Source organism: Streptomyces sp. NPDC096040 (assembly GCF_040303265.1).
Lineage (GTDB): Bacteria > Actinomycetota > Actinomycetes > Streptomycetales > Streptomycetaceae > Streptomyces.
In genome coordinates this window covers 26,039-47,101 of the sequence record NZ_JBEOTA010000032.1, presented here as the reverse complement: position 1 = coordinate 47,101, position 21,063 = coordinate 26,039, and the positions used below count along the sequence as shown (strand labels likewise).

19 protein-coding genes and 1 pseudogene are annotated in these 21,063 nt (G+C 72.0%); 8 read left to right on the top strand and 12 right to left on the bottom strand.

Annotated elements, in window-relative coordinates; all coding sequences use genetic code 11:
• Positions 1–120 precede the first annotated feature (120 nt).
• A pseudogene (locus ABTY98_RS34030) lies at positions 121–588 on the top strand (FAD-dependent oxidoreductase); the annotation flags it as partial.
• Here the strand turns inward: ABTY98_RS34030 and ABTY98_RS34025 are convergent.
• On the bottom strand, positions 563–1,243 hold the full coding sequence (locus ABTY98_RS34025; RefSeq protein ID WP_352224944.1) for a TetR/AcrR family transcriptional regulator: 681 nt from the start codon (positions 1,241–1,243) through the stop codon (positions 563–565). The pseudogene ABTY98_RS34030 and the gene ABTY98_RS34025 overlap by 26 nt on opposite strands.
• Before the next feature lie 102 nt (positions 1,244–1,345).
• Here ABTY98_RS34025 and ABTY98_RS34020 point away from each other — a divergent pair, with 102 nt between their 5' ends.
• Positions 1,346–1,903 carry an NAD(P)H-dependent oxidoreductase gene (locus ABTY98_RS34020; protein WP_352224943.1) on the top strand — a complete coding sequence of 186 codons (558 nt, stop codon included), beginning with the start codon at positions 1,346–1,348 and terminating at the stop codon, positions 1,901–1,903.
• Positions 1,904–1,957: 54 nt separating this feature from the next.
• Here ABTY98_RS34020 and ABTY98_RS34015 read toward each other — a convergent pair whose 3' ends face one another.
• A complete protein-coding gene (locus tag ABTY98_RS34015; protein WP_352224942.1) occupies positions 1,958–2,839 on the bottom strand; it encodes an LLM class F420-dependent oxidoreductase in 882 nt (293 codons plus the stop codon).
• 277 nt (positions 2,840–3,116) lie between these two features.
• On the opposite strand from ABTY98_RS34015, the gene ABTY98_RS34010 reads away from it, so the two are divergent.
• A complete protein-coding gene (locus ABTY98_RS34010) occupies positions 3,117–4,091 on the top strand; it encodes an alpha/beta hydrolase (protein ID WP_352224941.1) in 975 nt (324 codons plus the stop codon).
• 20 nt (positions 4,092–4,111) lie between these two features.
• Here ABTY98_RS34010 and ABTY98_RS34005 read toward each other — a convergent pair whose 3' ends face one another.
• The 4 genes from ABTY98_RS34005 to ABTY98_RS33990 all read right to left on the bottom strand — a co-directional run bounded on the left by ABTY98_RS34005 (position 4,112) and on the right by ABTY98_RS33990 (position 7,874).
• Entirely contained in the window at positions 4,112–6,046 is a 1,935-nt protein-coding gene (locus tag ABTY98_RS34005) for a right-handed parallel beta-helix repeat-containing protein (RefSeq protein ID WP_352224940.1), read from the bottom strand.
• 204 nt (positions 6,047–6,250) lie between these two features.
• Positions 6,251–6,709, bottom strand: a complete 459-nt coding sequence (locus tag ABTY98_RS34000; protein WP_352224939.1) for a (2Fe-2S)-binding protein — start codon at positions 6,707–6,709, stop codon at positions 6,251–6,253.
• Between the two features lie 32 nt (positions 6,710–6,741).
• On the bottom strand, positions 6,742–7,179 hold the full coding sequence (locus ABTY98_RS33995) for a molybdopterin cofactor-binding domain-containing protein (protein ID WP_352224938.1): 438 nt from the start codon (positions 7,177–7,179) through the stop codon (positions 6,742–6,744).
• Entirely contained in the window at positions 7,062–7,874 is an 813-nt protein-coding gene (locus ABTY98_RS33990; RefSeq protein ID WP_352224937.1) for a molybdopterin cofactor-binding domain-containing protein, read from the bottom strand. Before ABTY98_RS33990 ends, ABTY98_RS33995 begins: the two co-directional genes overlap by 118 nt.
• A gap of 135 nt (positions 7,875–8,009) precedes the next feature.
• On the opposite strand from ABTY98_RS33990, the gene ABTY98_RS33985 reads away from it, so the two are divergent.
• Complete coding sequence (locus tag ABTY98_RS33985; RefSeq protein WP_352224935.1) at positions 8,010–9,020, top strand: helix-turn-helix domain-containing protein; 1,011 nt, start codon at positions 8,010–8,012, stop codon at positions 9,018–9,020.
• Here ABTY98_RS33985 and ABTY98_RS33980 read toward each other — a convergent pair.
• A complete protein-coding gene (locus tag ABTY98_RS33980; RefSeq protein ID WP_502994424.1) occupies positions 9,014–13,003 on the bottom strand; it encodes a bifunctional nitrate reductase/sulfite reductase flavoprotein subunit alpha in 3,990 nt (1,329 codons plus the stop codon). The two genes, ABTY98_RS33985 and ABTY98_RS33980, sit on opposite strands and share 7 nt — an antisense overlap.
• Positions 13,004–13,319: 316 nt before the next feature.
• Here ABTY98_RS33980 and ABTY98_RS33975 point away from each other — a divergent pair, with 316 nt between their 5' ends.
• Positions 13,320–15,023, top strand: a complete 1,704-nt coding sequence (locus ABTY98_RS33975; protein WP_352224933.1) for a SpoIIE family protein phosphatase — start codon at positions 13,320–13,322, stop codon at positions 15,021–15,023.
• A 9-nt stretch (positions 15,024–15,032) separates the two neighbouring features.
• Here ABTY98_RS33975 and ABTY98_RS33970 read toward each other — a convergent pair whose 3' ends face one another.
• From ABTY98_RS33970 to ABTY98_RS33950, 5 genes are all read right to left on the bottom strand, one after another.
• Positions 15,033–16,058: an alcohol dehydrogenase gene (locus tag ABTY98_RS33970; RefSeq protein ID WP_352224932.1), complete on the bottom strand. Its 1,026-nt coding sequence runs from the start codon at positions 16,056–16,058 to the stop codon at positions 15,033–15,035.
• A 98-nt stretch (positions 16,059–16,156) separates the two neighbouring features.
• Entirely contained in the window at positions 16,157–16,600 is a 444-nt protein-coding gene (locus ABTY98_RS33965; protein ID WP_352224931.1) for a DsbA family oxidoreductase, read from the bottom strand.
• Between the two features lie 6 nt (positions 16,601–16,606).
• Positions 16,607–16,768, bottom strand: a complete 162-nt coding sequence (locus tag ABTY98_RS33960; protein ID WP_352224930.1) for a hypothetical protein — start codon at positions 16,766–16,768, stop codon at positions 16,607–16,609.
• A 223-nt stretch (positions 16,769–16,991) separates the two neighbouring features.
• On the bottom strand, positions 16,992–18,410 hold the full coding sequence (locus ABTY98_RS33955; RefSeq protein WP_352224929.1) for a lamin tail domain-containing protein: 1,419 nt from the start codon (positions 18,408–18,410) through the stop codon (positions 16,992–16,994).
• Between the two features lie 165 nt (positions 18,411–18,575).
• Entirely contained in the window at positions 18,576–19,445 is an 870-nt protein-coding gene (locus tag ABTY98_RS33950; RefSeq protein ID WP_352224928.1) for an alpha/beta fold hydrolase, read from the bottom strand.
• A gap of 169 nt (positions 19,446–19,614) precedes the next feature.
• Here ABTY98_RS33950 and ABTY98_RS33945 point away from each other — a divergent pair, with 169 nt between their 5' ends.
• The 3 genes from ABTY98_RS33945 to ABTY98_RS42410 all read left to right on the top strand — a co-directional run bounded on the left by ABTY98_RS33945 (position 19,615) and on the right by ABTY98_RS42410 (position 21,012).
• Positions 19,615–20,130, top strand: coding sequence for a CGNR zinc finger domain-containing protein (locus ABTY98_RS33945; RefSeq protein ID WP_352224927.1), 516 nt, complete (start codon positions 19,615–19,617; stop codon positions 20,128–20,130).
• A gap of 25 nt (positions 20,131–20,155) precedes the next feature.
• Positions 20,156–20,380 (top strand): acyl-CoA dehydrogenase family protein, encoded by a 225-nt coding sequence (locus ABTY98_RS33940; RefSeq protein ID WP_352224926.1) that lies wholly within the window; start codon positions 20,156–20,158, stop codon positions 20,378–20,380.
• An 80-nt stretch (positions 20,381–20,460) separates the two neighbouring features.
• A complete protein-coding gene (locus ABTY98_RS42410; RefSeq protein ID WP_502994421.1) occupies positions 20,461–21,012 on the top strand; it encodes an acyl-CoA dehydrogenase family protein in 552 nt (183 codons plus the stop codon).
• The last annotated feature ends 51 nt before the right edge of the window (positions 21,013–21,063 follow it).

Below are 21,063 nucleotides of genomic sequence, written 5' to 3'. Positions count from 1 at the left end.
GGCAGAAGGCCGGGGCGGGGGGCCCGGCGGGGCAAGGTGGTTCACCGTTGCACGAAGTGGGCCCGCCACACCGCCGGACGAACAGGTTCGTCCCGAACTTGTTCGCAACGAACGCGTTCGTTACATGGGATCGTCTTCACCGACACCGACACCGAGGCGGCCAGGCGGGCCGTACTCCAGCACTTCGACGGCTGGGACAAGAGCCTGCGGGCGCTGGTCGCGGACGCCGGGGGCGTGCTGGTGCCGCGGCGGATCCACGCCCTGCCGGTAGGCCACCGCTGGGACCGGGGGCCCGGCGTCACCCTGCTCGGTGACGCGGCCCATCTGATGTCGCCGTTCGCCGGCGAAGGCGCCAATCCGGCGTTGATCGACGGCGCCGACCTGGGCCTCACGCTGGTCGCGCACCCCGGTGACACCGAGGCTGCCCTGGCCGCCTACGAGGAGCCGATGTTCGCGCGCGCCGAGCGGTCCGCGGCGGAGTCCGCGCAGAACGGCGCCGTGCTGTTCCGCGCCGACGCACCGCAGGGCCTGGTCGGCATGTTCACCGCCCACGGGAAGGAGGTCAGCGGGGCGGCTCCGTCCGCGTGACCCGGGCGACCAGGTCGATCCAGCCGGCCTCCAGGCGCTCCATCGGCATCCCGCACTGCCTGGTCAGATGGTGGATCAGGGCGGGGTCGAGATAGCCCAGCAGCGTGTGGGCGAGCAGTTCGCAGTCCGCGTCCGGCTGGATCTGCCGCAGCAGCACGGTGACATGGGTACGCAGCGCCGCCATCGAGGGGTGGGCGTGGCGCCGGGTGGGCTCGGGCTGGGCGGCCAGCTGCAGATCGAGCTGCTCGGCGGCGCGGTACAGCACCGCGACACCGAACGCCCGCAGCCGCTCGACCGGCGGGGCACCGGGGCCCAGCGGCGGCGGCCCGCCGAGGAAGTCGGCCTGGAGTCGGCGCGCCGAGTGGTCGAGCAGCGCCATCAGCAGCCCGGTGCGGTCACCGAAGCGGCGGAACACCGTGCCCTTGCCCACCTCGGCCGCCGCGGCCACCGCCTCCATGGTGACGCCGGCCACCCCGTGCTCGGCGATCAGCCGGGCGGCGGCCTCCAGCAGCCGGGCGCGGTTGCGGGCCGCGTCGGCGCGCAGGCACAGCTCTTCGGCGGCGGGCCCCACATCGAGCAACTGGGGGGCGTCGAAGGGCTCCTGGGGCTGCGGGAAGGGCGGCAGGACGCTGGACATGAAGACAGCGTAAAGCATCGGGAACAGAACTGGACCGCAGTCCGTTTAAGGTGTTAGAAATTAACCGGACCTCGGTCCGGATTCGTAACAGCAGCGTTTCAGCCCCCTTGGAGTTCCCCCATGTCTGTCCGCATCCTTGCGCTCGTCGGCAGCCTTCGTGCCGGTTCCCACAACCGCCAGCTCGCCGAGGCGGCCGTCAAGCTCGCCCCCGAGGGTGCCGAGGTCGAGGTCTTCGAGGGCCTGGCCGACATCCCGTTCTACAACGAGGACATCGACGTGGAGGGCAGCGTCCCGGCCGCCGCCGCGAAGCTGCGCTCGGCCGCCCAGGCCGCCGACGCCTTCCTGCTCTTCTCCCCCGAGTACAACGGCACCGTCCCGGCCGTCCTGAAGAACGCCATCGACTGGCTGTCCCGCCCCTACGGCGCCGGCGCCTTCGGCGGCAAGCCGGTCGCCGTCGTCGGCACCGCCTTCGGCCAGTACGGCGGCGTGTGGGCGCAGGACGAGGCCCGCAAGGCCGTGGGCATCGCCGGCGGCAAGGTGGTCGAGGACATCAAGCTGTCGATCCCCGGCTCGGTGACCCGCTTCGCCGAGACCCACCCGGTCGACGACGCCGAGGTCGCCGCCCAGCTGACCGAGGTCGTCGCGCGTCTGCACGGCAACGTGGCTGTCGCCGCCTGAGGCCCTGCCTGACGGAAGGGGCCGGGACGCACAGAGCACCGGCCCCTTCGCGCCTCAGTCGATCGCGGCGAGCCGCTCGACGGCCGGGGCCGCGAAGCTCTCCATCCACCCCGAGGTCTCGCCCAGGCGGGGCGACAGGATGACGGTGTCGACACCCAGCTTGGCGTACCCCTCGATGTCCCGGGTGAAGGCGTCCAGGTCGCCCTCGGTGGCAGGCTCGGCGCCGTACGCGATGGTCTTGCGGATGGTGTCGTAGTCGCGCCCGACGGTGTCACAGTGCCCGCGCAGCACCTCCAGCTTGTGGCGCAGTTCCTCCGGCGAGGAGGGGATCAGATTGCAGGCGTCCGCGTACTGGGCGACCAGGCGCAGGGTCTTCTTCTCTCCCCCGCCGCCGATCATGATCTCCGGGTGCGGCGAGCTGACCGGCGCCGGTACGCACAGCGTCTCGGCGAGGCGGTAGTACCTGCCCTCGAAGGGGCCGTTGTTCTCCGGGTCCCACATCTGCAGGCAGATCCGCAGGGTCTCCTCCAGCCGCTCGAAGCGCTCGGCGAGCGGCGGGTACGGCACGCCGAGACTGTGGTGCTCACGGTCGTACCAGGCGGCCCCGATGCCCAGCGTGGCCCGGCCGCCCGACACCACGTCGAGAGTGGTGGCGATCTTGGCGAGGAGTCCGGGGTGGCGGTAGGTCACCCCGGTCACCAGGGCGCCCAGCTGGACGGTGGAGGTGCGGCCGGCGAGGTAGCCGAGCGTGGTGTAGGCCTCCAGCATGGCGTCCTCGGCGCCGCCGTTGAACTCCATCTGGAAGTAGTGGTCCATCACCGAGACCCAGCTGACACCCGCCGCCTCGGCCGCGGCACCGGCGGCGGCGAGTTCGGCACCCAGGGCGGGGCCGCCCTCGGGATGGTTGAACCGGTTGATGTGCACGCCCACGCGCATGGCCGTTCTCCGTTCCGCCCGGATGGTCTGCCGCCGTGCCGACGCTAGGACTTCGAGCGCACTCCAAGTCAAGCTTCGAAGATCGGCGGACTCCCGTGTCCTCGTCGGAGCCGAGGGCGAAGAGCATGTCGACGGAGTGGTATGACAGTCGGATCGACACGGCGGACCACCCGCCGGACGGCGGAGAGGTTCCGCCGTCCGGCGGCGCCGGCGGCCGGAGGGGCGCGCGGATCATGGCCGTACGAGCCGCAGTCCACCACCGCCGCGAGGAGCCGCCATGACCTCCGTACCGCCCCCGTTCGACCCCGAACTCGCCGCTGCCCTGGGACTGATCGGGGAGATGGTCTCACCGGGGTTCACGATGGACGACATAGCCACGGTCAGGCAGGGCGAGGGGATACGGCTGCTCGCCGACATTGACCTCACCATGGACGGCGCCTTCGAGGTGGAGGACCGCGCGGTACCCGGCCCGGCGGGCGCCCCCGAGATCTCCCTGCTGATCTGCCGGCCCAACGCCGCTCCCGGCCCCGCCCCGCTGCCGGTGATCTACCACGTGCACGGCGGCGGCATGGTGATCGGCAACAACCGGGTGGGCGTGGACCTCCCGCTGGCCTGGGCGAGGGAACTGGGCGCGGTGGTGGTGTCGGTGGAGTACCGGCTGGCGCCCGAGCATCCGCATCCGGCGCCGGTCGAGGACGTGTACGCCGGGCTGCTGTGGACGGCGGGGCACGCGAAGGAGATCGGCGGCGACCCTGAGCGGATCGTGATCGCCGGTGCGAGTGCGGGCGGCGGCCTCACCGCAGCCCTGGCGCTCCTTCTGAGGGACCGTCAGGGCCCTTCGGTCATCGGCCAGATGCTGATGTGCCCGATGCTCGACGACCGCAACGACACCCCCTCCAGCCACCAGATGAAGGGCCTCGGCGTCTGGGACCACACGGCCAACGAGACCGGCTGGACCGCCCTCCTCGGCGAGACCCGGGGCGGCCCCGACGTCTCCCCGTACGCGGCCCCCGCCCGCGCCACCGACCTCACGAACCTCCCCCCGGCCTTCCTCGACGTCGGCTCCGCCGAGACCTTCCGCGACGAGACCGTCACCTACGCCTCCCGCATCTGGCAGTCGGGCGGTGTCGCCGAACTCCACGTCTGGCCCGGCGGCTTCCACGGCTTCGACGGCTTCGCCCCCCAGGCCGCCCTGTCCCAGTCGGCGAGGACGGCCCATCTGGACTGGCTGCGGCGGCTGCTGGCGCCCTGAGGATCGGGCGGCCCCGGCGGTCAGCGCAGGCCCGGTGCTCCGCGGTACCGCGGCCTTGGGCCTGCGCTGTCCGTGATGGTCGCGCAGGCCGGGAGGGATGCGCAGGTGTGGGTCGGGGTCAGCAGGGTGTTGCGGGTGAAGTGGAGGTGCTGGGGGTCGCCGCAGTCGGGGGCGGCGGGCCAGGCGCCGGGGTAGGGGCGGCGGGGGAGCCAGGTGGGGACCTTGTCGTCCCAGTAGTTGTTCAGATAGCGGATGTTTCGGACCGGGCGGTTGCCCCAGTTCTCGCTGCAGCCGCCGATCGACGCCACGTAGTCGTGGACGACGTTGTCGCGAACGGTGATGCGGTTGCTGGAGTCGTCGGTGTAGATGCCGATGTTCCATACGCCGTGGGCGCTGTCGGTGACGGCGTTGCGGGCCACCAGCGCGCCGTTCGCGTAGGAGGGGCCCTGTTCGCCGCGCAGGTAGATGCCGCCGCCGTCGGCCAGCAGGCGGTTCGTGGCGAAGACGCGGTTGCCGAGGATGCGGTTGCGGCGGGTCAGGCCGCGCAGGTCCTCGCTGGGGCCGGAGAGGATGCCGGTGTACGGGACGTGGTCGACCTGGTTGTGGGCGATCAAGGTGTCCTGGGTGGCACTGTTCCAGATTCCCGAGGCCGCGCGGTACTCGACGCCGATGTGGTGGATCCAGTTGTCCGTGACGCGGTTGCCCGTGTTCGTGCCCCGGGTGGCCGGGGGCAGGACGCCCAGGGCGATACCGCCGTCGGAGATGTCCGTGAAGACGTTGCCGGTGACCGTGTTGTGCGAGCTGTCGGCGGCGAAGTCGACGCCCTGGGCGCCGAGATGGGTGAAGCCGTCGCCGGTGAGGGTGATGTGCTCGGCGTGCCGGAACGTGACGTTGCCGGGCACCGTGAGGGACGTGATGTCACCGCCCTTGCCCGGGCGCATGTACATGCTCCAGGCGGCGGCGAAACCGGCCGGCTCGTTCGGCGCCAGCCAGGTGGCGTGGGCGAAGGTCAGACCCCGGAGAGTGATGTCGTGGACGGGGTGGGTGGCGGAGCTGCCGGTCCCGCTGAGCAGGGTCTGGAGCGTGGGGGCCAGGACCTCGGTTCGGGTCATGTCCTCGCCCGGGCGGGGGCGGTAGAGGAGGGTGTGGTGGGCGGGGTGGGAGCGGTCCAGGTACCAACTACCTGCTTTGCCCAGGAAGTTCGGGGCGTTCTCCACCTCGTGGGTCTGTGTCAGGGCGTCCGCTCCGTACAGGGCCCGGGCCATCCGCCAGCACGGCTGGTCCATGGAGATCGTGGTCTTGCCCGCGGCGCGTGTGGAGATCGCGGCCACACCGCACCGGCCCTCCACGTAGTCGTAGCGGTACACGACTTCGAGGTCGGCGGGGTGGCGCCAGGAGAGCGGGGTCCTGCTGGTCGTGGTGTAGCCGGTGGCCGTCAGTTTCAGTTTTCCCGGCAGGGGTGCGCCCCGGGCCGCGCGCGGGGCGCGGTGACCGTCGACATAGAGCTGGCGGGTCTCCAGGGTCCCCACGTCGGCCCGCCAGACCCCGGGCTGCCCGGGCTCGGGGCGCCAGCCGGTGATCGGGCGTCCGCCGCTGAGGGTGACCGCCTCCGGGTGCCGGGTGCCGTAGCCGTACGCCTGGTAGACCACCCGGTGGCCGTGCCGGCCCGAGTCGGCGGGGGTCAGGCGGAGAGGAGCGGTCAGTCGGTAGGTGCCGCCGCGTAGGTTGACCACGAGGTCCGAGGTCATGTGCGGGGCCATGGCCCGTACCGCCTGCTGGGCACGGGCCGGTGTGGCGAAGGGCTGGTCGAGGGTGCCGGGCCCGTGGTCGTCGCCCCACGGGGCCACGTAGAGCTGCGTGGTGGATGGGTGGTGCGGGGCCGGTGCGCCGGCCGTCGATACCAGTACGGTCGCCATGGCCAGGGCGGCGACCGCACTCCCCCGTGCTGTCCTCACGTGATGCCTCCCGCTCGTCGGATGGTTCCATCGTGGGACGGGCGCGGTGGTCGGGGCGTCGGCCGATCGTCTATGCCTGGGTCTCTTTGGTCGTTGTCCGGGCAACCGGAGGAGGAGTCGGCGGTACGGCTGATGATCACAGGGACAACCCCCTGCGCCGGCCACCGCGTCCTGGTGCGGGCTTCGCCTTCGACCGGCGCGCTCTCAGCCCCCGTTCGCGGACGCCTTCTTGATCGCCTCCCTGATCCTGGAGTAGGTGCCGCACCGGCAGACGTTCTCGATGCGGTCGATGTCGGCGTCCGTCGGATGCGCGGTGCGCTTCAGGAGGGCGGCGGCCGCCATGATCTGGCCCGGCTGGCAGAAGCCGCACTGGGCCACGTCGCAGTCCAGCCAGGCCTGTTGGACCGGGTGCAGGGTGTCGCCGTCGGCGAGGCCCTCGATGGTGGTCACCCTGCGGTCCGCGCAGTCGGCGACCGGGACCGTGCACGGCTGGATCTCCTCGCCGTCGAGGTGACTGGTGCAGGCGCGGCAGACGCCCACCCCGCAGCCGTACTTGGGGCCGGTGACACCGAGCAGGTCGCGCAGCACCCAGAGCAGGGGCACGTCGGCGGGTGCCTCGACGGTGACCGGTTCGCCGTTGAGGACGAAGGAGTACGAACGCATCTGTGCCCTTCTGCGAGTTGGGAGGCGGTGGGTCAGAAGCCGAGGGGGAAGGTGCGGGGTTTCGTGCCGGTGGCGCGGGCGTAGGCGTTGGCGACCGCGCCGGCCGCCGCGGGGACGCCGAGTTCACCGGCGCCGCCCGGTTCCCCATCCGAGGGGATGATGTGTGCCTCGAACGCGAGGGGGGCGTGCCGCTGGCGGGCGTAGTGGAAGTCGGCGAAGCTGCCCTCGCGGACCGCGCCCCGGTCGATGTGCAACCCGGCCCGCAGCACCGTGGAGATGCCGTCGACGGCGGTGCCCATGAGCTGGGCCTCCAGACCGCTCGGGTTGACGGCCGTACCGACGTCGGCGGCCATCACCACCTTGGTGACCCGGGGGTTCTTCGGGTCGGTGGCGTCGATCTCGGCCAGGCAGGCGACGCAGGATCCGTACTCCTCGTGGACGGCCACGCCCTGGGCGGTGCCCTCGGGCATCGCGCGGCCCCAGTGACCGGCCGCCGCCGCCTTGGCGAGCACGCGGCGCCGGTGACGATGTCCCGGGCGTCGATCCTGGTCGTCGGCTTCCCGATCACCCGGTGCCGGGCGGCCGGCTTGGGCTTGCTCGACACCTCCGGGACGCGGATCCGGGCGGCGCTCGCGGTGAGGGAGCCGAAGGTGGCCGTCCGGCCGTCAGGGGCGACGACCCGGGTGTTCCAGGTGCGCAGGGTGTGCGCGGGAAGCCGCCGGCGGCGGGCGGCCGCGGTCACCAGCCGGGCGCGCGCGGTGGCGGCCAGCCGCCTGGCCGGGCCGTACAGCGAGCTGACCGAACTGGAGCCGCCGGTGTACTGGTTGCCCTTGCGGCGCGCGTCCGCGAGCGGGATCCGCACATCGGCGAGGCGGGCGTCCAGCTCCTCGGCGGTCATCATCGCGACGGCGGTGGTGATGCCCTGGCCGACCTCGACCCGGGGCAGCCGTACGACGACCTGGTTGGCGGCGGTGACCTCAAGGACGAGCATCTCCTCGTCGGTGCCGGTCACCAGGACGTCGGAGGCCGTGGTGGCGCAGTCGGCCCGCGGGGTGTCGCAGCCGAGCGGGGCCGCGACGGTGAGGGTGGCCGCGGCCAGCGTGTACACCATGAGTCTTCGGCGGGACGGGCCGGCGGCGGCCCGCACGGCCTCGTTGCGGTCCAAGCGAGGGCTCCTGTCGGTCGGTACCTGTGTCGACGCTGTGTATCTCGACAGCTATGAGAAGTGGGCGTCCGCATCGGTTGCCTGCCGCCGTGCCCGACTCTCCTCCCGGACTGCCGGATGGCGCATCATGGCGGGATGAAAGAGCTGGCGGGGCGGCTGGCCGCGGTGGACCCGGATGCCGGGGCCGCCGTCGCGGTGATCGCCTACTTCGACCGACTGGCCGAGACCCGGGCCGGTCTGGAGGCGCTGGTGCGCGGGGCCGCGGTGCTCGCCGGCTGTCCGGCGCGGCTGGTCGACGAGGAGCGGCGGGTCCGGCTGCGGGTGGAGCCGGACGGGCGGCGTCAGGACGGCGCGGGCGCGCCCGATCCCGGCTGGCCGTGTGCGCCGCTGGTGCCGGGTGGGCCGCCTGCGCTCTGGCTGGAGCGGACCGGGTCCGACCGGCCGAGCGTGGTCGACGCGGTGATCCTGGAGCGGGCCTCGGCGGCCGCGCGGTCCGTGCTCGACCGCACCCGGGGCCGGGCCCCGGCACCGCCGGTGGACGATCCGGCGCTGGTCGAGACGGTCCTGGACGCCGACGCTCCGCCGGCGGCCCGGCTGCACGCGGCTCGGCGGCTCGGCCTGGACACCGGCGACCCGTCCGTGCGGTTCCGGGCGGTGGCGGTGGCCGGGGGTTCGCACCGGATCGTGGCGGACGGGCAGGCGGTGCCGCAGGCGGGACGCGCGGGCGTGGGCCCGGCCGTGGCCGTGGCGGATCTCCCCCGCTCCTGGGCGGCGGCCCGCACCGCGCTGCGGTTCGCCTCGGACGGCCGTGCGCAGGGGCCGGGGTCGCCCGTGGTGTACGCCGACGAGCTGGGCGGTGTCGCGCTGCTCGGCGATATCGTCGTACCCGGTGCGGAGCCCGCACCGGACGTCCGTGCCGTGGAGGCGGCGGCCGTGGACGCGCCCTGGATGCTGCGCACGCTGCACGCGGTCGCGTCGACGGCGAGCCTGCGGGCGGCGGCCGCCGAGGTCAGCGTCCATCACTCCACGCTCCAGGACCGGTTGACGCACGCGGAGCACCTGCTGGGCTGGTCGGTGCGCACCCCGCAGGGCCGGTTCCGGCTACAACTGGCCCTCACCATGCGGCAGCTGATGACGAATCAGTAGACGTCCCGGACGTATCGCCGGTCCGCGGCCAGCTGTTTGACGTACACGGTCGCCTCGTCCTCGGTCAGTCCGCCGTGCACGGTGGCGATGTCCTTCAGGGCGCGGTCGACGTCCTTGGCCATCCGCGAGGCGTCGCCGCAGACGTAGAAGTGGGCGCCGTCCTGGAGCCAGGACCACAGCAGCGGACCGTGTTCGCGCATCCGGTCCTGGACGTAGACCTTGGCCCGCTGGTCGCGGGAGAAGGCGGTGTCGAGACGGCTCAGTGTGCCCTCGGCGAGCAGGGCGGTGAGCTCCTGCTCGTAGTAGAAGTCGGTGGCCCGGTGCTGTTCGCCGAAGAACAACCAGTTGGGAGCCCGGTGACCACGGGCACGGCGCTCCTCCAGGAAGCCGACGAACGGCGCCACACCGGTGCCGGGGCCGACCATCACCATGGGTGTCGCCGCGTCGGCGGGCGGCCGGAAGTGCGGGGAGCGCTGCACATGCACGGGGACGGGGGTGCCTGGCTCGGCGTCGGCGAGGAACGGCGAGCAGACGCCCTGCCGGGGCCTGCCGTGCAGGTTCTCGTAGCGGACGACGGAGACGGTGGTCGAGACCAGGTGGGGGTCGGTGAGCGGACTGGACGATATGGAGTACAGGCGCGGTTGCAGCCTGCCGAGGACGCCCGCCCACTCCCCGGCATCGGCGCGGATCCCGAACTCGGCGGCGACGTCCACCGCTTGCCGCCCCCAGGACCACTTGGCCAGCTCGTCCTTGTTGTCGGGACGCAGCAGCTTGCGCAACTCGCATGCGTCACGGGTGCGTTCGGTGGCGAAGCGGAGCAGGTCCGGGGTGATCCTGGTGATGTCCAGATGCCGCAAGAGGGCTTCGGAGAACGGGACGTCACCGACTCCGTCGACAGTCACGCCGGTCGCCCCGTCGAGGCCGGTGACGGACAGCCATTCTGCCACCAGGTCACGGGAGTTGAGAGGGCGGACCGCGAGCGCGTCGCCCGCCTCGTAGACCAGCGGGGTCTCGCTGTCGCGGGTTTCGAAGGTGAAGCGGCGGACCTCCTTGCCGGCGCCGGGCAGGCTGAGCAGCCGGTTGCCGACGAGCCTGGCGGTGGTGGGGGCGGGGCGCCGGGACCGGGCGGGTGCGGGGGGCGTGGCGGCCACGGCAGCCCCGTCCTTGAGGGCGGTCAAAACCTGGTCCAGCCAGGACTCCGCCTGCGTCTCGTAGTCGGGTTCGCAGTCGGTGCGCGGGGCGAGCCGGACCGCGCCGAGTTCGTCCATACGGCGGTCCAGGCGTCGCCCGTGCCCGCAGAAGTCGTCGTAGGAGGAGTCGCCGAAGGCCAGGACGGCGTACCGGCGGCCGGTGAGGCGCCCGGCGTCGAGGGCGGCGAGGCCGTCCCAGAAGCCGGCGCCGTTGTCGGGGGCGTCGCCGTCGCCGAAGGTGCTGGTGATCAGCAGCAGGTCGGCGCCCGCGGGCAGGGCGGCCGGGTCGGCCTCGTCCATCGCGACCAGGGAGGCCGCGTGGCCGCCCGCGGTGAGGCGCTCGGCGGTGGTGGCGGCGAAGTCCTCGGCGTTGCCGGTCTGCGAGGCCCAGAGGATCACCACCTGCCGGCCCCGCGCGGGTGCTGTGACCGGGACCGCGGAGCTGCGGGAGTACATGCCGGCGAGGGTGCCGTTGACCCACAGGGCGTGTTCTGGGCTGAACGGCGCGTCCGGGGGCAGGACGGGGACGCCGGGGGCGCCGGCCGGGATGCCGGCGAGGAAGCCGACCAGGTACTGCCGTTCGGGTTCGGTGAGGACCGGCGGCGGGACCGGGTCGAGGCCGAAGACGGAGGCGGCAGCGGCAGCGGCAGCGGCGGCGGCGGCGGGCAGCACGGCCGGGGTCTCCTCGATACCCGGCACCTGCACGCTCACCGGTGTGGACACCTTGGTCAGCGCCACCGCGCACACCTTCAACTCGGGCTGGAAGGAAAGGGGATCGACCGCGTCGCTGGTCACCGCGTTGACGCTGAGGTACTCGCCGAACAGGTCGTTCCAGTGGAAGGGCGCGAAGCAGGAGCCGGGCAGGACCCGGTCCGTGACGACGGTGGGCAGTACCGCCCGGCCGCGCCGTGAGGCGACCTCGACGGAATCGCCGTCGGCGAGGCCGAGCGCGGCCGCGTCCTCGGGGTGGACCTCGACGAACGGGCCGGGGTTGAGTCTGTTGAGCTTGGCGACCTTCGCGGTCTTGGTGAGGGTGTGCCACTGATGCTGGAGACGGCCGGTGTTCAGGACGAACGGGTAGTCGTCGTCCGGCATCTCGGCGGGGTCCAGATGCGGGCGGGCGTGGAAGACGGCGCGGCCGGAGGCGGTGGCGAAGGTGAGGGTGCCGTCGGGGCCGACGTAGCGGACGGGGTTGCGGTCGGGGCCGTCGGGGGTGGCGGCCGGCCACTGGACCGGGGTGGTGCGCAGCCGGTCGTAGCTGACTCCACGCAGGTCGTAACCGGTCTTCGGGTTGTGGAACCGCTTGATCTCCTCGAAGATCTGCTCCGCGCTGTCGTAGCGGAAGCCGTCCTCGAAGCCCATCGCACGGGCGACGCCGGCGATCAGGCGCCAGTCGGCGGTGGCCTCACCGGGCGGGTCGGCGGCGGGGCGGGCCAGGGTGAGGTTGCGCTCGCTGTTGATGAGGACGCCCTCGGACTCGGTCCACAGGGCGGCGGGCAGCACGACATCGGCGTAGGCGTTGGTCTCGGTGTCGGTGAAGACGTCCTGGGTGACGACGAACTCGGCGGCCTCCAGGCCCTCGATGACGGTTCTGCGGTTGGCGACGGAGGCGACCGGGTTGGTGCAGATGATCCAGCAGGCCTTGATCTCGCCGTCCGCCATCTTCTGGAACATCTCGACCGTGCCCTTGCCGACCCCGTCGGCGCGGATCGTGCCGGGCTTCAGTCCCCACACCTCCTCGACGAACGCCCGGTCGGCGTCGACCAGGACCGACCGCTGGCCGGGCAGGCCCGGTCCCATGTACCCCATCTCCCGGCCGCCCATGGCGTTGGGCTGGCCGGTGAGGGAGAAGGGGCCGCTGCCGGGTCGGCAGATCCTGCCGGTGGCGAGGTGGAGGTTGACCAGGGCGTTGGTGTTCCAGGTGCCGTGGGTGGACTGGTTGAGGCCCATGGTCCAGCAGCTGGTCCACTCCCCCGCCTCGCCGATCAGCCGGGCCGCCGCGCGCAGGTCGGCCTCGGGGATGCCGGTGATCGCGGCGACGGCGGCGGGCGGGTAGTCGGCGAGGAACTCCGGCATCGCCTCCCAGCCTTCGGTGTACGCGGCGATGAACTCGGGATCGGTGTGGCCGTTCTCGTACAGGAGGTGGAGCAGGCCGTTGAGCAGGGCGAGGTCGGTGCCCGGTTTCACCTGGAGGAAGAGGTCGGCCTTCTCGGCGGTGGTGGTGCGGCGCGGGTCGACGACGATCAGCTTCGCGCCCGCCTTCACCCGGTCCATCAGGCGCAGGAAGAGGATGGGGTGGCAGTCGGCCATGTTGGCGCCGATGACCAGGAAGACGTCCGCCTTGTCGAGGTCCTCGTACGAGCCGGGCGGGCCGTCGGCGCCGAGGGACAGCTTGTAGCCGGTGCCTGCGCTGGCCATGCACAGCCGGGAGTTGGACTCGATGTTGTTGGTGCGCAGAAAGCCCTTGGTGAGCTTGTTCGCGAGGTACTGGGCCTCCAGGCTCATCTGGCCGGAGACATAGAGGGCGACCGCGTCCGGTCCGTGCTCGTCGACGATCGCGCGCAGCCGTCGCGCGGTCTCGGCGACCGCCGTGTCCACGGCCGTGGGAACGGCCTCCTCACCGCGCTCGGGCCGCAGCAGGGCGGTGGTCAGCCGGCCGGGCGCGGCGAGCATGTCGGCGGTGGTGGCGCCCTTGGTGCACAGCCGCCCGAAGTTCGCCGGGTGCTCCTTGTCGCCGGAGGCCCTGAGGACGGTACGGCGGCCGTCGGGGCCCCTGCCGATGTCGAGGACCATGCCGCAGCCGACCCCGCAGTACGAGCAGACCGTGCGCACCTTGCCGGTGTCGGTGCTGCGCGCGTCCGGCGCTGCCACGGGCGCCCCCTGTTCCTGCTGGTCAGCCTCTTCCGTCCGGCCTAGACCGTATGCACGGGTGATTACGCCGGCGTCACCGCTCCTCATCGATGGCGGTTAAGGCCACCGCACAGACCGGCTCCGGGCGATGTGAGCGGGCGCGTCCGGGATGCGCTGCGGTGCCGTCCCGGGATGCGCGGTACCGGGACCTGATGGACGATAAGGGCGGCCGTGGGCGGGGGCAGGCGAGGAGGACCGGGTGGACAGGGGCACCTCCTCACCACGACCGGCCGGACCGGGCGCACCACCCGCCGACATCGGCTACATCGATCTGCTGCGCGGCATCGTCGAGGACTCGGCCGTCGGTTTCGCGGTCCTCGACACCGGTCTGCGTTATCTGTACGTCAACCCGCACATGGCCCGGATGACGGGCCTGCCCGCCGCCGCGTACCTCGGGCACACCCTGCGCGAGGTGCTTCCGCACATCCAGCGGTCGGAGCAGGTGCTGCGGGACATCCTGCACGACGGGCGGCCGCGCGAGATCGTCGTCACCGGGCGGACCTGGGTGGACTCGCCGTACCAGGTGCGGGAGTGGCGGTGTGTGTACCACCGGCTGGTGGACAGCACGGGCAAGGTGGTGGGCGTCGCCGGGGTGGGCCTGGAGATCAGTGAGCCGCAGCAGTACGTCTACGAGCTGGAGCGTGCCCATCGGCGCCTGGCGTTGCTGGACGCGGCCGCGTCCCGGATCGGCACGGGCACCGATGTCGCCGGGACCTGCCGGGAGCTGGCGGAGTTCGTCGTACCGGAGCTCGCGGACGCGGCCGGGGTGGAGCTCAGTCCGGCGGACACGGCGACGGCGCGGCGGACGCCCACCCGGCTCGCCGCGTACGCGACCCGACCGGGCCTGGTCACCGGTCTCCCGGCACTGGACGCGCGCGGTGAGCTGGTCGGCTGGCCGCGCGGCACCGGGACCCGGCGGAACCTGGCGGCGGGCCGGGTCCTGCGGCGCAACGCGATCACGGCGGCACAGTGGCGGGCGCTGATCCCGAGCTGGGCGCCGGCCCGCGCGTGCCTGACCGCCCGTGTCCACTCGGTGCTCCTAGCGCCGCTGGTCTCGGACGGCCGGTACCTCGGCAGCCTGCTGCTGGCCCGGGCCGGGGACTCCGGGCCGTTCTCGAACGAGGACGCCACGGTGGCCCGCGAACTCGCCGCCCGCGCCGCCCGCGCCCTCGACCGGGCGGTCCGCTTCGAGCGTGAGCACACCATGGCCCTGGAGTTGCAGCGGGCCCTGCTGGCCGAGCCCGGCCAGCTGCAACAGCACGCCGGTGTGGAGACCAGCGCGCGCTACCGTCCCGCCGACGACGGCTCGCTGATCGGCGGCGACTGGTACGACGTCCTGGCCCTGCCCGACGGCCGAACGATGCTGGTCATCGGGGATGTGATGGGCCATGGCGTGGACGCGGCGGTGGCCATGAGCCACTACCGTTCCACGCTGCGCGCCCTGGCGCGCGCCGGGCTCTCCCCGCGCCGGATCCTGGAGCACGCGGACCGGATGGTCGCCGACTCCGGTTTCGAACGGGTGGCCACCTGCTTCCTGGCACTCGGGGACGCGGACGTCGCCACGCTCACCTACGCCAGCGCCGGACACCTGCCGCCGGTCTGGCTGGCCCCCGAGGGCGGGATCCAGCTGGTGCCGGTCCCGGTCGGCCCGCCGCTGGGCAGCGGGCTCGGCCGGTACGAACAGCGCGTCGCCCCGGAACGCGGAGGTGTGCTGCTCCTGTACACCGACGGGCTGGTGGAACGGCGCGGTGAGGACATCGACCAGGGGCTGGCCCGTCTGACGGGTCTGTCCCTGTCCCCCACCGACCCGCTGGACAAGATCGTCGACACCGTCCTCGACCACCTCGCCATCGGCTCCGAGGACGACATCGCGCTACTCGCGGCCCGCGCCGTACGGGAGTGATCCGGTCGGTCAGCCGTAGGTCAGCACCATGCGGAAGCGCGCGGCCCCGTTGAGCATCTTCTGGTAGGCCGCGTCCGCCTCCTCCAGCGGTACGGTCTCGATCGTCGGGCGGATTGCGTGCAGGGCGCTGAACTCCATGGTGTCCTGCACGTCCTGGGCGGTGCCGGACGGATGGCCGCGGACCACCCGCCCCTTCCCCAGCAGCTGCAGCGGACTGACCCCGAGCGGCTCGGGATCGATGCCGATCACCACCAGCTCGCCCCGGGGCGCCAGCCCGTCGACGGCCGCCGTGATGGCCTGGGAGTTCCCGGCGGTGGCGAGGACGGCCCTGGCGCCGCCGAGCGACTGGAGGGCCTCCCCGACGGGTGTCGCGGCCGTGGAGTCGACGTAGTGGTGGGCGCCGAGTTGCTTGGCGAAGTCGCCCTTCTCGGCGCCGCGGGCCACGGCCACCGTCTCGAAACCCATGGCCACCGCGTACTTCACCCCGAGGTGGCCGAGCCCGCCGAGACCGACGACGGCGACCAGGTCACCGGGCTCGGCCGGGCTGCGCCTGAGCCCGTTGAAGGTGGTCACGCCCGCGCAACCGAGGGGCGCGGCATCGGCCGAGGTCAGCCCTTCGGGGATGCGGGCGAGGGCGTCGACCGGCGCGATCACCTGCTCACCGAAGCCGCCGTCGTAGCTCCGGCCGGGCGTCTTCAGGTTCTCGCACACGATGAAGTCGCCCTGACGGCAGGGCTTGCAGTGGCCGCAGCTGCCGCCGAACCAGCCGACCTCCACCCGGTCGCCGATCTGCCAGCCCCAGTCCTCGATGCCCTCGCCGAGTTCCTCGATCCGCCCGGCGATCTCGTGCCCGGGCACCACCGGGAACGTGATGCCCGGCACTCCGGCGTTCACGAAGAAGCTGTCGCTGTGGCAGACGCCGCAGGCCTCCACGGCGATCCGCACATGCCGGGGACCCGGCCGGGGCACCTCCCGCTCTACGATCTCGAACGGCCCGCCCGCAGCGGTCACCTGCGCGACTCGGTAGGTACTCATACGTCTCTCCCGGATCTCCCGGAACGGGTACGACGGGAACGGCCGAACCCCTCCCCCAGCACACCAGCTCCGGGCCGATCGCGCGCGTCGAGCGCTGCTCAGCGCCTCGCCCGGGAGGTGTCCGCGTGCGCGGTGCGCGGGGCGGACAGGAAGGTGCCGGCCGGCTTCGCCCCGGAGAGGCCGTAGGCGCGGTCGAGCACGGTGAACGGCACGCCGGTGGCGCCATGACGGCTTGACTGGCGGACGTCGGCCGCGACGGCATCGGCGTACGTGTCCCCGTCGAGCATCCGCCGTACGTCGTCCTCGGGTACGCCGACGTCGGTGCCGAGCCGCAAGAGCGTCCGGGGTGTCGACGACTCCGCCCTCGCCGAGGTGGGCGCGCGGCCAGCTCGGTGACCTGGCCGGTCATCGCGCGCGCTCGGGATGGGCGGTCCAGGCGACGCTTGGCGGCGTCGGCGGGCGGGATCTTCGGAGCGGCACCGGGAAGGCGTCGAGGACCCGGTGGACGACGGTGCCGCCGGGGTGCCGCCCCTTCTGGGCATGGCGTGTCACGAGGTGATGCCGTTGTACTGGTCCCAGGTGTAGGCGAGGTCGGGCGAGGAGAGCTTGCCGGGCCAGTTGAAGTAGTCCCAGACCAACTCGGCGGGGTTGGTGGCGAGATAGCCCCGGCCGGGCAGGTCGTCGGCGTCGTCACTGGGTGAGGGTGACACAGCAGACGGCGGCGAGGGCGGCCGTGAGGGCAAGGGATCTGCGTCGGGTCAGCGGCACATGAGAACGGTGGGGGCGGCCGGTTGCCACGGTTCCTCCGGGAGCGGCGAAAGGAACCGGCACGTCGGTGAACTCGACGTGCCGGTAGATAAGTTGACGCTGTGTTGCGGTGGTGCGTGAGGTGCCGCGCGTACGATACGGCGGGGTATCGGCGCGCCGGCCGGATCAGCAGGCGATCGTGCCCCGACGCAGGGCGTGGCCGCTGTCGTTGCTGTCGTCGGACCAGTACACGGGCTTGGTGCCGCTGCTGCACGCGTCCGAGCCGGAGACGGCGAAGCCCTCGTTGTTGAGGTTGTCCATGCCGGAGGGGCGGTTGTAGACGGCGGTGGTGGCGAAGACACCGGACGCGTTGATCTGCATGGTCCGGTGCTGGCCGTCGCAGGTGTCGTCGCAGACCGCCCACAGCCGGGAGGCCTGCGGCTCCCACTGGAGTTCCATCACGCCGGCCATGCCGCTGCTGACGGAGGCGACGCGGGTGAAGGTGCCGCCGTCCTTGAGGACGTAGCCGTAGATCATGCCGGTGCCCTCGACGCCGACGAAGAACACCCCGCCCGTGTGGGAACCGTAGTTGCCCGGGTTGTAGGCCGCGCCGGTGGAGGCGTCCCTGAACCCGGCGGCGGTCAGGGTGGTGTCCGGGACCCAGGTGATCCCCTCCAGGCCGAGGTTGGAGCCCACGGACGGCAGGTCCGAGGTCAGGTTCCACTCGGTGGAGGCGGTGAGCGTGGTGGCGGTGCCGCTCACGTCGTACTTCAGGACGGACAGACGGCTGGTGCCGGACGAGTCCGCGTTGCGCTCACTCGACACGTACACGCCCCCGCCGGCTCCGGAGCCGGTCAGCGTGACGCCCTCGTCGTCGGGCGTGCCCGAGCCGCCGGGGAACTTGAGGGCCTTGCCGGAGGTCCAGCCGTTGCTGGTGTCGGCCTTCCAGGCGGTGGAGCCGTTCGGCACCAGACGCCAGAGCTTGCCGCTGTTCTGTGCCGCCCACATCACGCTCCCCTCCTGGTAGAGGCCGCTCAGGTCCGAGCCGAAGGCGTTCTTGGTGTCGGCGGTGGCGACCGAGCTGCCGCCCGGCCAGGCCGTCGCCGAAACGCCGCCCGTGCCGCAGTCGTTGGCGGCGCCGAGGGTCAGCGCGGCCGAGCCGAAGTCACCGGTGCCGTCGGGGCAGCGCGACCACGAGGGTGCGGAGTGCTCACTCCAGCTGAAGCTGTCCACGAGGGTGGTGCCGTCGGCGAGGTAGAGGCGCGCCTCGTCGGCGGAGCCCAGACCGAAGGCGTTGTGGACGTCGAAGGCCACGAAGCCGCCGGGCGCGAGCGCGGTCCCGGCGGCTATCGCGTACTTGGAGCTGTCGTTCTCGTCCTTGAGGATCCAGCCGGAGAGGTCCACCGTGGCGGTGCCCTTGTTGTAGAGCTCCACCGAGTCGTTGACGTCCCCGGTGGTCACCACCTCGTTGATCCGGATGTCGTCGGCCGCCGCCGCGTGGGCGGGGGACGCGGTCAGGGCGCCGACGGCGAGCGTCGGGCCGGCGACGGCGACGAGCAGAACACGGAGGCTACGACGCCACCGGCGAACGCGTGATTCGGTCACGAAATCCGTCCTGGGGTTCCGTTGTGACAGGCCGCCAGGACCTTTCCGACGTGGCCCGAACGCACGCCTTCGCACAGATGAGGCCGCTGTGAACGGTGAGCGAACCACCAAGATCGGGACCGGGGTGCCGTGCCGATCGCCACGGGCCCGGCAGGGCACCACGCGTCAGGCGAGGGCGCGGGCGAGGAAGTCGCGGATGTGTTCGGTGATGGTTTCCAGGTGGCTCTCCAGGGCGAAGTGTCCCGAGTCGAGGAGGTGGATCTCGGCCTTGGGCAGGTCCTGGGCGAAGGCCCGGGCGCCGTCGGGGCCGAAGATCTCGTCGTTGGCACCCCATACCGCCAGCAGCGGGACCTGGGAGTCGCTGAAGTACTGGTGGACCCGCGGGTAGAGGTCGACGTTGGTGGGATAGTCGCGGAAGAGTTCGAGCTGGATCTCGTCGTTGCCGGGGCGGTCGAGCAGCGCCTGGTCGTGCACCCAGTTGTCCGGGCTGACCAGGCTCGGGTCGGCGACTCCGTTCAGGTACTGCCAGCGGGTGATGTCAAGGGTGAGCGCCGCGCGCATGGGGGCTTCGGTCTCCGGCCCCGGCGCCTCGGCATAGGCGAAGACTCCGTCCCAGAAGGGCTTGACGAAGCCCTCCTCGTAGGCGTTGCCGTTCTGGGTGATGATCGCCGTGACGCGCTCGGGGGCCCGGAGAGCCAGACGCCAGCCGATGGGTGCGCCGTAGTCCTGCACGTACATCGCGAACCGGTCGACCTCCAGCTGATCGAGAAGGCCGGCGGTGACGTCGGTGAGGGCGTCGAAGGTGTACGGGAACTCCTGGAGGCTCGGCATGGCGGACTGGCCGAAGCCGATGTGGTCGGGGGCGATCAGGCGGTAGCGGTCGGCGAGCGCCGGGATCAGGTCGCGGAACATGTGCGAGCTGGTCGGGAAACCGTGGAGGAGGACCACGACGGGCGCCTGCGGATCACCGGCCTCCCGGTAGAACACGTCGAGGCCGTCGACGGTGGCGGTGCGGTGATGGACTGCGTAGACCATGTCCCTAACCCTTCTCTCGCGCTTTACCGGTTACCCACCCAGTCGAGCACACCTCACCTAACCAGTCAAGCAAACTTAACTGGTTAGACTTAACCGGTCGGACTCCGGCGGGCAGGTGCGCACTGATATAACCTTTCAAGCGAATCAGTCGGGTTAGGAGGAGGCGGCAATGGCGACCGGACCGGATCAGCAGGAGACACTGCTGGAGCTCCTCAACAGCACACCCGTGGTCAACGGCACGGTCCAGGACCGACTGGCCGATCCGGAAGCGGCCAGGTCCTGGCAGCGGGCCCACGGGGGCAGCGGTGGCAAGGAAGAGCGCCGGTATCTCCTCCAGGCACGTGATCTCCTGCAGGACGTGGTGACCGACAGCCGGCCCGCCACGGCACTGGCCCCGCTCCTCACGGACGTCGTCTCACACCCACAGCTGTCGGCCACGGGGGTGACATGGCAGCTGGACGTCCCCGCGCAGCGCCGGATGGCGGTGGCGGCCGTCCTGGCCTGGAGCGCTCTGCAGGAGACGATGCCGGGCCGGCTGCGGCCGTGCGCCAACCCGGAGTGCCGGCTGTTCCTCATCGACCGCAGCAAGACCAACAGGGCCCGCTGGTGCTCGATGGCCGTCTGCGGCAACCGCATGAAGGCTCGGCGCCACCACCAGCGCACCCGCGACGCCGCGGCCGGATGACACCCCCCGGAGACCGAGACGTTCCGTGCCGAGGTCAGGGCATTCCTGCATCGGCGTCCTGGACGAGGACGCCGTCTGGGCCTTCGCCCGGGACTGCCTCCGACGGCTCGTCGAGCACGGATGTCTCTCGCTCACCTGGCCCGAGGAGTACGGCGGCCATGGCCTGTCCAAGCTCCACCAGGTCGTGTTGATGGAGGAACTCTCCCTGGCCGGCGTGCCGTTCAGGCTGCCGCAGACACCCTCGGCGTGAAGGTGCCGGCGAACACGCGGCTGCGCTGAGGCCCGGAGGACAGAAGAGCCGTTTCCTCCGTACGGGACGGCGAGGACTGAGTGATCGACGGCCAGAAGGCGTGGACCTCCGGCGCCCATCACAGCGACTGGATCTTCGTCCTGGCCCGCACGAACCCGGACGCGCCGAAGCATCGGGGCATCTCCTTCCTCCTGGTCCCGCTCGACCAACCCGGTGTCGAGGTGCGGCCGTTCCGCATGATGAGCGGACAGCTCCACTTCAAACAGGTCTTCTTCGACGGCGCCCGCACCCGCGCCTATCTCGTCGTCGGCGGCGTCCGAGGTCGAGATCACGCGCTGTCTCGGCTACCGGAATTCTCACCGGCCGGCTCAAGGGCGCTCAGCCCGGTCCCGAGTCCCAGACCAGGTTCCGGTCGGCCGGCCGCCGCTGCCCACCTACCGCACCGACGACACCGGCGCCGCGAACTCCTCGGCGCCCTGGTCGACGACCTGTCCGATCGCCCGCTCGGGCACCATCTACGCCGGCACCTCGCAGGTGCAGCGGAACATCCTCGCGGAGAAGGTGCTCGGGCTGCCGCGCGAGCCGCGGACCACGGCCGGTTAGGACGGATATGCCCTGGTGACGCGGGCTGAATCGACGTGCCCGTTGGGTCTGCGAGCCCGGTGGGTCTATCGTCGGAATCG